Source organism: Clostridium sp. BNL1100, assembly GCF_000244875.1.
Classification (GTDB): Bacteria; Bacillota; Clostridia; order Acetivibrionales; family DSM-1351; genus Ruminiclostridium.
In genome coordinates this window covers 3,802,321-3,818,760 of the sequence record NC_016791.1, presented here as the reverse complement: position 1 = coordinate 3,818,760, position 16,440 = coordinate 3,802,321, and the positions used below count along the sequence as shown (strand labels likewise).

Sequence of the window (16,440 nt, the reverse complement as noted above, 5' to 3'; positions counted from 1 at the left end):
CTATTAGCTTTAAGTAAAAGGGTAGTAATTAAATATAAAATTGAGGAGATGCTTAGAATGAACGGATTAGTAAAAAAAGTTATTGCAAGCATTCTAGCGGTGCTAATTCTACTAACAAGCATGCCGTTGGATACTTTTGCACAAGCTGTAAATTCACCGGATGTAACTACTGTACAAAATGAATTTGTACGTGTCACAGTGGATAATGCCAGCGGAAGATTTAGCATACACACCGTGGAAGGCCAGCCCATAAGAAAAAAAGACGGAAATGTGGATACGATTTTTCAGGGCGAGAACCCTGAGACATCCTTTACCACATTTAAGATAGATGGTACGGAATACATATTTGGAAATCCATATAAGTTTGCAGTAGACTGGTTTTCAGAGATATCTAAACCTAAGATTGTCAAAAATAGCAATGGCACAGTTGATGTTGTTACAGTATGGAAAATAAAGGGCATAGAGATTAGTCAGGTTATTACCATAATTACTGTAGATGACAAGGAAAATGCCGGAAATGTTCGTATAGCCTATAATGTAAAAAACAATACAAAATCTACGGTTGAAGTGGGAACAAGAGTTCTGGTAGATACTTCTATAGGAGGTAATGACGGACCTGCTTTTCAAATAGGACAGAATTATCTGCAGCCATTGTATGTAGAAAGAAAGCTAGTCCATAAACCGGAAGAATTAGGATATGACAAAGAGACTCAGGAACTTGAGTACAACCTTCACAAGCTTCCGCCATACTGGGTTATGAGGGACAGACTTGACCTTTCCAATCCTCTTGCTACCAATGTAATGGCTTATGGTTTTAATAACCTTTTTGAGGGTGGCATTAATGTTGTTGATGAAATGATTGTTGGTCATTGGAATGGTCTTGCCAATACAAAATGGGATTATACAGTAGATGAAAATCTGGACTTCACTAAAGATACTAATAAGTATGGAAGTGCTGATACTGCAGTGGCATTTTACTGGCAGCCCGATTCGATTGCAGCCGGTGCAAATAAAAGCTATGAGACGGTGTATGGGCTGGGCGAAATAATAGCACCCGACAAGGTTTTTGATGTCCGTTTTCTGGATACTGTTCAAAAGCTGGAGACAAATGAGGCAGGTTCTGCCTATAAAGATGATGGAGTATTTGAAATAAATGCTGAAATTGAAAATCTTGAAATGTTCAATATGGAGCACAGTAAAATATCAGTCACCTGTAAGTTAGAAAATGGTCTGGTTTTTGTTGACGAACAAGGTAACGAATTGGGGAGTTCAACCCAGACTCTACAGTTTGCCAAAGAAATACCTCCCGAGCAAGCAGCTCAGGGAGTGGAGGTTATTACCTATAAACCGGGTGATATAGTAGCCGCAAAGTGGAAGGTAAAGGCAAAAGGTCGTCCGTGGCCTGTGACACGTCAATATTTAGTAACTGTCAACAGTCCGGAGACAGAGAAGACGCTGAAAAATAAGCTGGACAGTGCCGGAAAAGATCAGGAGGCTGAAATCAGAGCGATTTATGAATCCTCGAAGGCTAATTTTGTATTTCTTCCTCCTGTGGGAGAACTGAGACCTACCCTTGTATATGGACTTACTCCAAATGAAACCTATTACAGTGATGATAAATATATATCGGCAAATATATCCAATATAGAGGCGTACAACGTTGGTAGTACTTCAAATAATACCGTTACTCCTCCTAATTTTGACCTGTTTATCAAAAATGTAAAAACCGGTGAGAGATACAAAGTGCCGGTAATTGAGGCTGTAACCACACAACCGTTGGGCAACGGTTTTGCAGGAGATATGAGGATAGTATACAGAGGTGGACAAAAAGTAGATGAAGCTGGCAATCCCGTGGGAGATAAACTGACCAACGGAGAACTCCCATTGGGAGAATATTGCCTTTCCATTGACTTTAAGGACAAGACCGATCCCGAAGTAGCTGCTGCTCTCAGCTTTGAAACAGATCAGACCTTTAGCGTCACTGAGAACGAAGAAACAAGAGTACGAAAGGCCAAGATACTTGCAGTATACAAAAAAGTTCTTGATTTAACGCCTACAATAGATAGCAATGAAACTAGCGAAGCAATGGAAGATTTTGAAGATATTTTTCCTGAAGAATACGAAGGATTAGATAAAGCAGCTTTTATAGCAAAAAAAGCTGCAGACAGACTCAAAGTGTCTGCTGCAAAAACTGCCATAGCTGCCGCAAGTAAATTGTTGGACCCTGAAATAGATATAGCAGAAGCTATGAACGACAGTGCTACTCCTGTATATGGCGTAAAAGGCTTTGAGTCGGAGGAGGAATTCGAAGAATTCAAAGAGGAGTTTGAGCCGGAAGAGGAGGATGGCCCCTCTGACGAAATATTGTTGGAAATACGAGGTATGATAGTACAGTCCGGTGAGGGAGACGATGTACAATATACAGTAAATACCGACACCGAGCCTGCCATCATAAATAACAGTGTTGCATACACAGGTAAAGAAATGACCTTTGCCAAGGGTAGATTTCCTTTGGCAACAGTAGTGGGTCTTGGCTCTGACACACCATTTTTGGATGCATTGTTTGTAAAAGGTGATGGTACACTGAGTATTGCAAACAGCGGTTTTGTATTTCATAAAGGGGAATGGACACTGGATTTTTATAACAGCTTTGATAAAACGCTAGGGGAAGGCTATAAAATTCCAACTACTGAAATGGAATGGCAGAAGGGAGAAAATCCCGAAGACGATACGCTGAACGGAAGTCTCCAGTGGGCAGCCGGAATGCTTGGAGATGCACTCAATCCTTTCAGAACGCTGATGATTACAGAGGTGTATTTTAACAGGCAAAGCCTTTTTGCGCCTCCTAGTTTTTCCGTTAATGGCTTTGGACTGAAATTCAATGATTTTATACTTAGGGATGGCGGTATATCTTTTGGTGGGGAAATCTATCTGAAAATAATAAACGGTGAAGTAAAGAATGTTATTTTTAATGATGAAGGCTTTGTAGGAATTGATGCAGCCCTTAAGCTTGAGCTTAAAGAGGATTTTGGTATGCTAGCCTCTCAGAAATCCAAGGGTAAGGATGAAAGTGGAAATGATATTAAAGGGGATACTGGTGATGTTGGCGGCGAGATTACCATCATTCATTATGTGGATCCTAAAAAGTATGGTGTTGAAAATACATATGGACTAAGCTTTAATGCAGATTTAAAAAATATGGCTGCTGTAAGCTGCGAGCTGTCCTTCAAGCAGGTAAAGGATGGGCGTATTCTGCCTGATGTAGTAGCTTTTGGGGCAGAATTACCTGATCCGGGAGTAACAATTGCAGCAGCTACATATTTAACGGGCATCAGGGCTGCCATTAGGGAACTGGCGGATACCATTGCAGGTGGTGACGATGGTGTTCCTCTTACCATAGAGGCAGGGGTAGATTTGAAATTTGGGGTAAGCCCTGCAACCTTCTTGGGTTCAATTGATCTTACACTTAAACGTACTGGTATGAAGGTTGTAGGAAAAATGGATATGGGCGTTGATAATGATAGTGCCGTTACAATGCTTTCAGAGGCTGTTATTGAAACACAATGGGTTACACCGTGGTTTGTACGTGCAAAAGCAACCATTGATGTATGCGGTTGGGATTTGATAGTTGGGAATGCTAGCCTTTTCCTACTTCAGAATGTTGAGAAGGGTCGAATTGATTTTGAAGGAATTATAGGAGCCAAAATAAAAGTTCCGGGAAGTGTTCCGATAGTAGGCGGAATGAACCTTGCAAGTGTATGTGTCGGTGCAAACAACGATAAATTATGGGGCAGCGTAGGAATCCTGTTCATTAGCCTTGGAATAACCTATTACTGGGGTGGCGGAGTAGAATTTGGCACAAACGGAGAGGTTCTGAATAAGGATGCACTTATGTACCTATTGGTAGATCATCCGGAAAAAGGCCCTCAGATTATGGCTATAGGTAATGGTATAAATGTACTGGCTACCTCATGGGAGAATGAGGAAGCGGAAAAACAGCCAGTGAAATATTTGTCAATTGATAATGGAATTGATTATATTGACGATGGTTCCCAGAATCTGGGTATAGGTGGTATCACTACGTCTAATAACTCAAAGATTCATTCCATTCCAATGGGTGGAGTTACCGGGAACGCACTAATAGAAGTAGAATATTTTGATACAAAAACACCTAAGCTTACACTGGTAAAATCAGATGGAAATCCATATGATATTAAAATAGGTGATATTAATAATCATAACGCAACAGCCTTTGAACAGATTATTAAGGCTAAAAAAGCAGGAGAGTTAAATAGCGACGGTACAAAAGTCAGCAAACAGGAAGCGGCTGTAAGCACAGACATCAGAAGGCTGTATATCGCCGTACCAAAAAAGCAAATTGCAAATGGAAATTGGACCCTGACCTCAGATCAACAGGTTAAAACAAAGCTGTTGAATATTCCGGTAGTACCTGTGCTTTCTGATGTTTCTATAAACTCAGTTGAACAAGATCAAAACCAATTTACTGCAAACTGGACAATTAATAATGCTAAGGCAGGAGACGAAATAAATCTCTATTTATCAAAGGATAAGGTTCCTGAAGTTCCTAATCCCAATGCTTCTATAGATCCGGGACTTATGCTTGCAAAGGGTATAGTTATAAAGGAAGAAGATATTGGCCCTGATGGAATAGCTTCAGGGCATATGGATTTTAATGTTAAGAATGTAGAATATCTTGGGGGAGCTGATATCACAGGAATGCTTGCTCAAGGAGATTACTACCTGAGAGCTGAGCTGAGAAATGATATCTCCTTCTCGGCAAAATCTTCACAGCAAACCTTCAAGTTGATTGACACACTGGCACCTAACGCTGTGGATGCAGTTGAACTTAAAGCAGCCGGAAATGGATTGTTCCAGGTAGACTTTAAACCTGCAGAGAAAAAGTCAGGTCATGAAAAGTACAAGTACAACTACGCAATTTCTGCAAAGGATGCTTCAGGAAATATTTATGAACCACTTGGCGAAATTATGTATACAGAGGAGCAGCTTAAGGATAATGTTGTAAATGGAAAGTACCGCTTAAATGTGGGTGGTTGGAAAAAAGTCGGAAAACCAAAGCTGGACAGCAAGGGTAAAATAATGAAAGACGCAAAAGGCAATGTTATTGTGGAAGATGTTCAGGACAAATATACCGGGATTGAAACGGGTAAGGAATACAGCGTTGGAGTAACTGTAGTTGGTGTGCCTACCAAAGCAGATGATGCTAATCAGAATATGCGTTTTTCACAAACCGTATACTCTGATAAGAAGTTACTTCCCGTACCTTCAAAGCCTCAGCTTAAGATAAACGGAGCCGAACTTCCAAATAACAGATATGACCTGATAGTGAACCAAAAGACACAGGAAGTAACAATTGCATCAAATCAGCCGGATGTTGTGGTTGAAGCTGTATGTGGAGATGAAACTGTTGGCAGTGTTAGTCTCAATGGTAGCGGAAATAGCGGAAAACTCAAATTTGAGAAGTTTAATACAGATGGTACCTTCGCTGTAGAACTAAAAGCTCGTAATACTAAAACAGGCGACTATTCCGTATCGGTGTTGTATTTGACAGTTGATACCATTAGACCTATGATTTATCTTGACAGTCCTCTTATGGGAGATAAAATAAAAAATGGAAAAATTACAGTTAAGGGGAAAACCAACAACGATGCAACAATTACTGTAAAGAATGCTGATAATGGAGCACTTCTGGCAACAATGCAGACAGACAAAAAAGGGTACTTTATAAAGGAAGTGTCGGTTGATAGTAATTCAATAAAACAGCTTATAAAAATAGAAGCTCGTGACAAGGCAGGAAACTCTAATAGTGCACTGATAGAGGTGGAAAACAGCGACTTTAAGCTGCCTAAGAAATTAATACTTACCATGCCTGATGAAATAAAAACAGGTGACAAAGCTGCCGTACTTGGTACAACAGTGGAATACTGTGATGGCAGCACCGAGCCTGCAGATAGCGCAAAGCTGTCCTACAACATCATAATAGGTGAGTCAAATGCAATGATTAAGGACGGAAAACTTACCCCTCTCAGGAAGGGTGCTGCAGTCATTGAGGCAAGCTATCAACCTTGGGAAGGCTTAACACTTAAAGATACAGATGTAGTGACAATTAAAGCAGGAAAGCAGACGCCACCTGATTCCATGGGAACCATCAAAGCTGCGACAGTAGGAACCGGTAGTGCCGGAGAAACGAGAATTGTGGTGCAATCCTATGGAAACAAAGAAAATATGGAGGGGTGCGAGCTCGCATATAGGCTGTATACAGATGAAACAGAGGCATCCTTGCCAATATTCGATCAGGACATTACAGCTTGGAAGGCACTTCCGGCGAGTGGGGTCATACCTGCAAAAACTGGCAATATTGTAGTAGTAGCAAAGAGAACAAAGGCCAGTCCAAAGCTGGTTGTAGCATCCTCATCCAAAATAAAGGCATATGAGTATGTGAGCAGTAGTAATATTTCTCCTCTGATGATATCCGGAGTTTTAGTATCAACCTCAAATGCATCGGGACTACAGTATCCTCTCATTGTGGATGGACAAAAGAAGGAAAAAATGGTTATCGCAGATATTAATACCCATAAAGGCAATGTTGATGTAAACGTGAAGTTTGATAAAAAAGCGATTATTGATAATCTTAGTGCCAATGAGTGCCATACGATAAAGCTTCCTGTACAGGGTAAAGTTGATACACTGAAAGTGGAGCTGGATGCTGAGTTGGTTAAGATATTGGGAGGAAAAGATGTCAATATCGAAATTGAGACAGATATGGGCACATATTTACTTCCTGCATCACAAATTAAAATATCAAATCTGGAGCATAAATTTGAGAATAGCGAGTTAAAGGATATTAACGTGTCCATCACAATATCCGAGCCTGAAGAGAAGTATAATAATATAGCAGAAAAGCATGAGGCAAATAAAGAATTTAACATTGCTTCGCAGCCAGTGGAATTTAGCATCTCCTGTGGTGCAGGAGGGAAATTATATACAATAGATGTATTTGACTCATATATTAAAAGATATATTCCTATTCCGGATGGCGTTGAGAAAAATAAAATAACTACAGCTGTTGTTATCGGAACAGATGGAACTATAAGGCATGTACCTACTAAACTAGTTATAAGGGAAGGCAGGTACTTTGCAGAGATAAGCAGCTTTACAAATAGCGTTTATACTCTTATATACAACGAGAAATCCTTTAAAGATACCAGAGGACACTGGGCCGAGTCAGCAATCAATGACATGGTCTCCAGGCTGATTATTTCAGGTGATGGAGCCGGGGACTTCAATCCTGATAGTGACATTACCAGAGCTGAATTTGCGTCCATAATTGTAAAGGCATTAGGGCTCAAACTACCAGAAAGAAGTAAGGATATATTCGGTGATGTTACTAAAAAGGATTGGTATTATGATGCAGTATATATTGCCAGCAAATATGGTTTGCTAGGTGGATACGGTAATGGAAAATTCAGACCATCAGATAAGGTAACCCGTGAGCAGGCGATTGTGATGATAACTAAAGCAATGAAGCTTGCTGGAATGGATACTAATATCACGGATAATGAAGCAGCCGGGATTTTAGAAAAATTCGTGGATGCTGGGAAAGCTTCAGCATGGGCAAGGGAAAGTATAGCAGTATGTGTAAAGGCTGAAGTTTCCTCAGGGAAAAGTGGTACACTCATTGCTCCTGAAAAGAGAATGACAAGGGCTGAAGCCACTGCTCTTATCAGAAAACTTTTACAGAAATCGGGATTGATTTAATTTAATAAGAGAGAGGGAGATGGTTCTTTGTGATGCAGAATCTGTCTCCCTTTTGAGTATGTTCTCTTTGACTTTAAGAGATTTTTGGGAGAAGTTTTGATACAATATAAGTAATATTCTAAAAAAGGTGCGGAATAATGTTGAAGAAGCAGATAAATGCCAAAAGGTTGTTTAGCTTATTTATAACAGTGAGTGTTATCTTAATGTTATTAGCTCTCTATTATATTACACTCCCAACCAAGAAATCTCCCGAGGCGGTAAAGGGGCAAATGGATCTGTCAAATTGGAATTTCAAAGAGGATGGGATAGCTTTTTTAAATGGTAAATGGAGTTTTTATCCGGAAAAGCTCCTGGGGCCTAAAGAACTGTCCTCTGCAGAGGCCTATCTAATAAAGGTTCCCGGTAGTTGGGCAACAGAAAAATCATACATACAGCCATTAAAAGGGAGTGGTACCTATCATCTTTCAATAAAATTACACCCTGAGACCGGACGTATGGCGCTAAAGGTACAAAATATTTGGATGGCACATAGGCTTTACATTAATGGGTTGTTAGTAAAGGAAATGGGTCTACCTGCCAAGGATTATTCAAATTATAAAGCTAAAAACACGCCATATTTGATATATATAGAGCCGACAAATCAGTTGGACATTGTACTTCAGGTATCAAACCAAACATATTACAGCGGTGGAATTGTTCATCCTATCCTATTGGGTGGGGATCAGTCCATGGAGATGAAATCCTATCTTTCCTTTGGTATTGAGATGGCAGGCTTTTTTTTATTTCTACTGTTTGGTATTTATCATCTCCAAATGTATCAGATGAGGGATAAGGACTCTACATACCTGTATAGCGGAATATATATGGTCTTGATGTCTTTTGTCATTATAACCAGTGGAGAAAAGCTTTTTATGAGGATTCTGTACAATATTCCTTTCGATATAGCATATAAGCTTCAAGATTTTTGTATCTTTTCAAGTTTTATTATTTTAGTATTATTTGTTCAGTCTCTAGAGCCTGCGACTGTCAACAAAAAGACTGCTGCCGTTGTGATGCTGCCTGTTATGATATATCTAATTTGCGTGATTACAACACCGTGCTACTTTTATATAAATTTTAAGAGTTATATGTCAGTTTATATGAATATACTTATGTTTGCCCTTATATTTCGTCTGATATATATCTTACTTCAAAAACAAGACATAAAAATGCCTATAGGAGAATTTTGTACTGTAGTGGCATGTGTTACGTTTATTGCAGTAACATTTCTGGAGGCTTTGCTGTATCATTCTGGCTATGTCAATACTAATTTGATAGGAAAATTAAGCCTGTTGGGATTTTTAATATCCTTGAACACCCTAATGGCCAGACGTTTTACCAACAAAATGAATGAAGTACAGGCCTTATCTGAGGAATTGAAAAAATCCAATAAAATAAAGGACGAGTTCTTAGCACGGACATCCCATGAGATTAAAACGCCTCTTCATGGAATTATTAACATATCCTCTCACTTAATGAAGGAAAAGGAATTTAATTTAACAGAAAAACAAAGAGATAATATATCCCTAATTCAAAATACTTCTATGAAGCTATCGCTTTTGGTTAATGATTTAATCGATGTAATAAAACTACGCCATGAAGATTTACAGCTTCAGACTATGACGGTGGATTTATACGTAATTATACAGGTAGTGTTTCAGCTATTATCCTTTGAACTTGAAGGGAAGGCTTTAAGGTTTGTAAATAGAGTAAAGCCCATGACTTTTGTTGAGGCTGATGAAAATCGTCTGAGACAAATTCTTTATAATATCACAATAAATGCTGTCAAGCATACAGCAAAAGGAGAGATAGTGGCCCGAGCAAACTTGGAGGAAGGAAATGTGGTTCTTGAACTTTCGGATACGGGCACCGGGATTCCCGTGGAACAATGGGAATTAGTATTTCAAGATTCCTATCATGGTTCATTACCCGATGAATACTCGCATAATGGAATGGGATTGGGGTTATATATTTGCAGACAGTTGGCTCGGAAAATGAATGGCGAGGTCTGGATTTCGGATTCAATCATAGGAGAGGGAACTACTCTGTCTGTCCGCTTACCCCAGGGAAAGCTCAATCATGGTTGTAATGTTGCAGAACAGGCAATTGTAAAAAGGGACGATTTGAATAGGCATGTTCCCCGGCCAGTGGAAATGCATAACCTTAAAAAACTACTGCTGGTAGATGATGAGCCTACTAATATACGAGTATTATCCCTGATGCTGGATGAAGAATTTGAGCTTTTTATAGCTTACCAGGGTGAAGAAGCATTGAAGCTACTGCAAAAGCATAGAATAGACCTTATGATTGTAGATATGATGATGCCGGGTATGTCCGGGATTGAGTTGACCCAAAGAATAAGAAAAACTCATTCAGTAATAAAGCTTCCCATTATTATTGCCACTGTTCGGGATAGTGAAAAGGATATTGAATTAGCATACCAGGCAGGGGCGAATGACTATATCACCAAGCCATTTACAGCACAAGAAATTCAATCCCGTGTAAAGGTTTTGCTGCAATTGACCGATGCTATGGAGACAGCGCTTCAAAATGAAATTGCTTTTTTGCAAGTCCAAATAAAACCACATTTTATTTATAACGCTTTAAGCAATATCATTGCTCTGTGTCATGAAGATGGAGAAAGAGCTGCAGAGATGCTATCAATATTGAGCAAATATTTAAGGTATATTTTTCAGGTTGATAAAGTCCGCCACATGCTACAGCTTCAACAAGAGCTAGATATTATTAAGGCCTATGTTGAGATAGAAAAACTGAGATTTGGAGATCGTCTTAGGTATGATGCATACATAGATTCGGGAATTGAAGAGATAATGATGCCTGCTTTGCTGATTCAACCTCTAATAGAAAACGCTATCCGTCATGGACTCTTCAATAAGGTGGGACAGGGTAGGGTGTCTTTAACAATAACCGAAGGGGATGAGTTTATTCGCATCGTTGTTGAGGATGATGGCGTAGGTATGAGTGATGATCAGGTATACCACTTGATGCATAGGGATACTGGAAAAGGGGTTGGGGTAAAGAATATTCGCAAGCGTGTAGAGTCGTTTCCCAAAGCATCTTTTTTAATTGATTCAGAGCTTGAAAAGGGGACCAGGTGTATCCTCTTTTTGCCCAAAGAAACACTAAAATTTCCGGTAAAGGAGGGGGTTGATTGTTCTCAGTAATGATTGTAGAAGATGAAGTGCATATCTTAAAGTATATGCATAAAAAGCTATCGGCTTTTGAAGATTTTCAGGTAAAGGGAGCGTTTTCCACTCCAGAGGAAGCCTTGGCGGCATTCGATGATATACAACCAGAGGTGGTATTTTTAGATATTGAAATGCCAAGGATGAATGGAATTGAACTGGCAAGAAGACTACTTGAGAAAAAAATGGGTATTCAAATAATTTTTACTACAGCCTATGCCCAATATGCCTTAAATGCTTTTGAAGTAGAAGCCATTGATTATTTAATGAAGCCTATTGGAAATGACGACCTTGTACGGGTTCTCAAGCGCCTTAATAAAGTTGTAGCTATAAAAACTACGCCAAAAGCCGCAGAGACAGGAAAGGTCATTTTCCCTGTCCGCTGCTTTGGCTGCTTTGAAATTCGTGACCAACAGCAACAGGTGGTGGGATGGCCTACCAGAAAATCAGAGGAGTTATTTGCATATTTTCTGACACGCCAAGGCAGATATGTAACAAAGTGGGAGCTTTTAGATCTTTTTTGGGCTGATGTTGACGAGGAGCGGAGTCTTCAGAACTTGTATAATACCATCTATCGGATAAAGCAAGTTTTGAAGAAACTTGCTCTGCCAGTAACCATAAAAAAAGTAAATGATGGCTATATACTAGAATCAGAAGTAGTTTTGTCCGACCTAGCACAACTGATACTGCTGGTAGAAAAGGAAAATAATTATCCTACGCTGCCTATAGAGGAAATTACTACGTTGTTTTTTTCATACAGTACGCCTTTGTTCGGTATGCGGGATTATATCTGGAGTTTTTCTGCACAGGAATATGTGGCGGTACTCTATCGCAAGCTTTGTAATCGCTTACTTTGCCATTATAGGGAGCAGAATCAATTTAAGCAGGCGGAAGAGGTTGTACGTTATTATGTATCGCAGCATGTGGAGGATGAGAAGCTGATGACCAATTGGCTTGAGACTCTTAAAACCTGGAGTGGGCATGAAAAAAATGCCATAGAATATCTCGGCTGGTTCAATGAAAAATTAAAAGAGGCGGAATTGCCGGAATTGCAATTCTAACATGTTAAAGGACTATCTTGTGCGAAGGGTTTAGCAGATATACTTGAAGAAAATCACCAAAAAGCGGAATAATAAAATTGTTAATATCAACTATAGAAATTGAGTCTATGGCTTTTATTAATAGGCCAGTTCTGGGTTCAAACATGAAGGGGCATTTCATACGTATGGGTAAATTACCTGAAATACATTGAGATAAATAAAAGTAAAATGGAGGAGATCCTATGTCACTTAGTTTTTTCTGCGACAAATACGTGCTGCCATCCGGAAATGAAGTGTCTGGAGTTTTAGAAAAAGCGGTAGCAATGTGGAATGATGTGAAACTGTATATAGAAAAGTATGGCTTAATAAAAGAGGAATGGAAGTTTTATTCTCAGAAGGTTGGTTGGTGTAAAAAAATACTACTCATATCAAACAAGGAGGAAAGAAATATCATTTTTTTATACCCGAATATAAATTGTTTTACATGTGTTTTAGTGTTTGGTGAGAAAGCAGTATTTGCTGCTCAAAAAAGCGAACTTCCAGAAAATATTTTAGACAGTATATTAAGTGCAAAGCAGTATAGAGAAGGGCGATCGTTTAATGTGGAAATAAGAACACCGCAAGATTTTGAAGTTCTAAAGAAGCTTATTGATATTAAGATTAAAATATAACGTATTATTACATATAGTCTAAACTATTACTCAACGTAGGAGTCAATAAAAATATTTTCAAATTTTAAAAATATCAGTTCAGGTACTATATGAATTTTAGCCTACAGGAATTTACTGTTGAATGATTCATCCTCGGTGATAAATTTATTTTGTTTGTGCCCATGTTCTTTTCTGAAGTTTAGTTTTGAATCTCTAAGTCAATTTTTTCATAGATAGCTTTTCACCAAGGAACCAGTAGGTCCTGCCGACATCATTTTTGTCTACTCAACACATGTTGAGAGCATAATATTTATGCAGCTAGTGGATGAAACAAAAATAGACGATTTAAACACAATGTATAGTTGTTTTATTAGAAGCCGCATGAGCCTGGTGGGACTTTGGCGGCAGATTTGTTGTATTTATTGTTACTGACCGTTAAACTACCTCTTCATTCTGACTGGAATGAACGTTTCCATCTGGCCCCATCCCTGTGCTTCCATAATTTCCTTCGGAGTGATAATATGTCCCATAGGGTAGTGGTTTGGCCGAATATCAAGTTCCAGAATATCAGAGTTATTGATATACTCATAAACTTCCTTATGCAGCTTATCATGATCTTCCCAGTCACCATCCCTATAGGCAAAAGTAATATAGTAACCACCATCAAAATCAAACGTGTCAAAACCACCGGTTTCTCCGCTTTCTGTTATTGCCCATATCCAGACCATTCCTTTTTTCTCCTCATCATAATATAGAAAATCTCTGGGTTCAAAGCTTTCACTTGGTTGAGGTGTAATAGATGAAAAGAATTCATCAAACTTGCATAATTTGCCATCAGGAGCAAAATCTCCTACTTTATCCACCCCGGATGATACCGCACGAAACTGCGGTAAAAAAACTATCCTAAATTGCACAATAATACCCCCATTCTACTTATCTTTCTGCTTGAACTGTTCTACCATAGACGCAACTTTATCCGTACATTCTGCAAAACTTCTCAGTTTCTCTACAATATTTCTGCGTCTGTTCTTATCCTGTAATAAATCCAGTGTAACATTAAAGCCTCCTCCAAGTGCTTCCAGATCAGAACCGTTGTCGTTGTTCCAGAAGCGCTCCATCTGCTCATACAAAGTGATAATGTCCGAGATAAAGGTCAGGTCTGGATTAAAAGCCTGCGCCTTCTCTAAAAATCCTTTATTAACACTGCTGTTAGTAGCAAGACAGCATATATAAACCGTATACATCGCCCAATTGTCGAGTTCATCCGCCTTTATATGCTCATAATATCCTTCTTCAATGTAATCCGCCCAGGTACGAAACGCTTTTGCTCCAAAACAATACGAAGCTGTTTCTGTAGAAAAGAGCTGTGGTAGCGACAAAATACACTCACGATATATAACGGACAGACTACGGTCTTCCTGCTTTTCTCCGATAAAAAGCCAGCCATAGCAATTCTCATCAGTATCTGTATAAGACATAGAAAGCAGATCCTCTTTCGCAATTGCATCAGGTTCTTTTCCGTCGCCACCAATATAGAATAGTGTTTTTCCATAATTTGAGTAACCGACAATCACGCTCCAGCCATACCGGTGGTTCGGATTCTTCCCGTAATTGTTAATTATCACAGGAATCCCCCTATCGATATACATGATTAGCTTCTGAATATACATGTCACGTTCTTTACATATCCGAGCTAATGGCACAAAGTCGCTGTCATATCCGCATTGTTTGAAAATCTGTTCTATGAATTTGTAATTTCCCTTTTCACTAAGCCGGTAATCCACCAATCCATTTCCTAAAAAATTATTTTTAGAGAAAACCTGTACGAAATTCTCCCCTGTTATACCTGCAAAAAACTCATAATCAAAGCTTTTTTCTCCAAGACATTCCATAAGATATGCTGCGCAGCCGTTGAACCAATAGTTTTGCCCATACTCAGGATGAACAATCTGCCGCACATTCGGTAGCTTATTGTTGCTTTGCCTTATATCCACACTTAATATGTCTTGTTTACTATTTGTTTTTGGAGTAATTTTCAACTGCGAGATTTTTATAGACCGAAACAGCTTCTTTCCCTGGCCATTTGATCCAATAATGATAGGCTGCGGTGTCTGCAAATGTAGATTCATTGACATATAAGGGAAGTTTGTACCGCAGAAGCGAACTTCTTCATTTACTATCACAGCGAAATGCTTTTCACCAATAATCCAGCTCAGTCTGATGAATTGCTCATGAGGATATTCACCGATACCTGGGTAGATTAATTCATTACCAAGTATTGGTTGAGAAAATGAAACCGCATGCTTCTTCAAGCCTTTATCCGCGTAATTCTCAGCGTTCATCGTGTAGGTAGAATTCCCATGGGAAAACCACAAACTGCCTTCAGTAGTTCCCCAAAGGTACTTCTCGTTTTCTTCTTCTGCTAGAAATTCTATATCAATGCGAAACGGAAGCTTCACGGCAATGTTGGTATCCAGCTTTCGTTCAGAGATCCATGCGATAAATTCAGCCACACCATTATCCAAAACCTGATAGTACGGGGAATAAATCGGAGTAATCTTGTTAAAGTCCACATCATATTCACGTAGGATAGGATTTGCCTTATTAACTTCACTTACGGTAATATTTTGCACTAGCTCAAAGTCGTTGTAGTCTATAAAATTGGGTTTGTGCTCCTTCACGGGAAGATAAATATTTACACGGTCACGCTCTGAATCTATAGAATATACCGACTCAATTAGCGTATAATGACGCAGTGCCCCATTATGTAAAAAATCCACCTCGAAGCTTGGATTATCATCAAAGCATTGTATGATACGATACTGTATTGCCCCTAAGTCCTCATCGGCAAAAGCAGAAGATACAGCAAAAAAGCCGCCTGGAAACTCTTGACATACAAATGGGCAATCTACCATGCTCTGGTCTACTTTTTGAATCATAATGATCGTACCATCATGCTGATACTCGAACAATGTTCGGCTTCCGGGCTTGCCAAAAGGAATCTGATTTTCAGAGAGCCAGTCCCAGAAACCGTCAATGTCGGATTTTCCGCTGTCTATCCGTACTGATGTCATAACATTCATCGATGGTAAAGTTACAATATCAATCTCCAGCGGCTTTGCCATTTTGTCTGACAGTGACTCCAGCGTTTCCTTTATTTCTACTTGCTTGTTAGTTGAAAACAGCTCCGCCTCCATCTTGTCATAAAGCAAGGGCAGAGCAGTAATCTGCGTAATACCATGTGTCATCATGGCCTTTAAAAAGTCATTGACATATGTCCTGATCTGAGAGAGGGTGTTGATTTCATTATCAATCTCATCCAATCGATTAACAAAGCTTTGTACCAATATCTCCATATCCTGACTTTCGTAAATTCTCAGAATATCCTTTATAGGAATCTGCATCTTTCGCAGAATAAGGATCTGCTGAAGACGGCTTGTATTCTCGCTATTATAAAACCGATATTTTTCAAAAGGGGGACGCTCACTGCGAAGTAACCCAATCTCCTCATAATAACGCAGAGTTCTTGAGGAGACTTTAAACTTATCTGTAACCTCCGTGATTTTCATCAACTCCATAATAGTAATCTCCTTGATATTCTATTGCCATTATATCAGTTGACCTAACGTCAAAGTCAATGCTTACAATAATATTAAATATTGATACATTTAACATAAGAAGAGGGCGAAGAACAAGCTTTCTCTTCCC

6 protein-coding genes are annotated in these 16,440 nt (G+C 39.1%); 4 read left to right on the top strand and 2 right to left on the bottom strand.

Features of this window, described 5'->3' with window-relative positions; all coding sequences use genetic code 11:
• Positions 1–57 precede the first annotated feature (57 nt).
• The 4 genes from CLO1100_RS16120 (at position 58) to CLO1100_RS16105 (ending at position 12,753) form a co-directional block, all read left to right on the top strand.
• Positions 58–7,797 carry an S-layer homology domain-containing protein gene (locus tag CLO1100_RS16120; RefSeq protein WP_014314837.1) on the top strand — a complete coding sequence of 2,580 codons (7,740 nt, stop codon included), beginning with the start codon at positions 58–60 and terminating at the stop codon, positions 7,795–7,797.
• A gap of 269 nt (positions 7,798–8,066) precedes the next feature.
• Entirely contained in the window at positions 8,067–11,021 is a 2,955-nt protein-coding gene (locus CLO1100_RS16115) for an ATP-binding protein (protein WP_242836588.1), read from the top strand.
• The gene (locus CLO1100_RS16110; protein WP_014314835.1) at positions 11,009–12,103 is read left to right on the top strand and encodes a response regulator; all 1,095 of its coding nucleotides are present in this window, start codon (positions 11,009–11,011) and stop codon (positions 12,101–12,103) included. Before CLO1100_RS16115 ends, CLO1100_RS16110 begins: the two co-directional genes overlap by 13 nt.
• 221 nt (positions 12,104–12,324) lie before the next feature.
• Positions 12,325–12,753 (top strand): DUF3788 family protein, encoded by a 429-nt coding sequence (locus tag CLO1100_RS16105; RefSeq protein WP_014314834.1) that lies wholly within the window; start codon positions 12,325–12,327, stop codon positions 12,751–12,753.
• 419 nt (positions 12,754–13,172) lie between these two features.
• Here the strand turns inward: CLO1100_RS16105 and CLO1100_RS16100 are convergent, their stop codons facing one another.
• Both CLO1100_RS16100 and CLO1100_RS16095 read right to left on the bottom strand, forming a co-directional pair.
• Positions 13,173–13,646, bottom strand: coding sequence for a hypothetical protein (locus CLO1100_RS16100; protein ID WP_014314833.1), 474 nt, complete (start codon positions 13,644–13,646; stop codon positions 13,173–13,175).
• A 15-nt stretch (positions 13,647–13,661) separates the two neighbouring features.
• Positions 13,662–16,310: a MerR family transcriptional regulator gene (locus CLO1100_RS16095; protein WP_014314832.1), complete on the bottom strand. Its 2,649-nt coding sequence runs from the start codon at positions 16,308–16,310 to the stop codon at positions 13,662–13,664.
• Between the last annotated feature and the right edge of the window lie 130 nt (positions 16,311–16,440).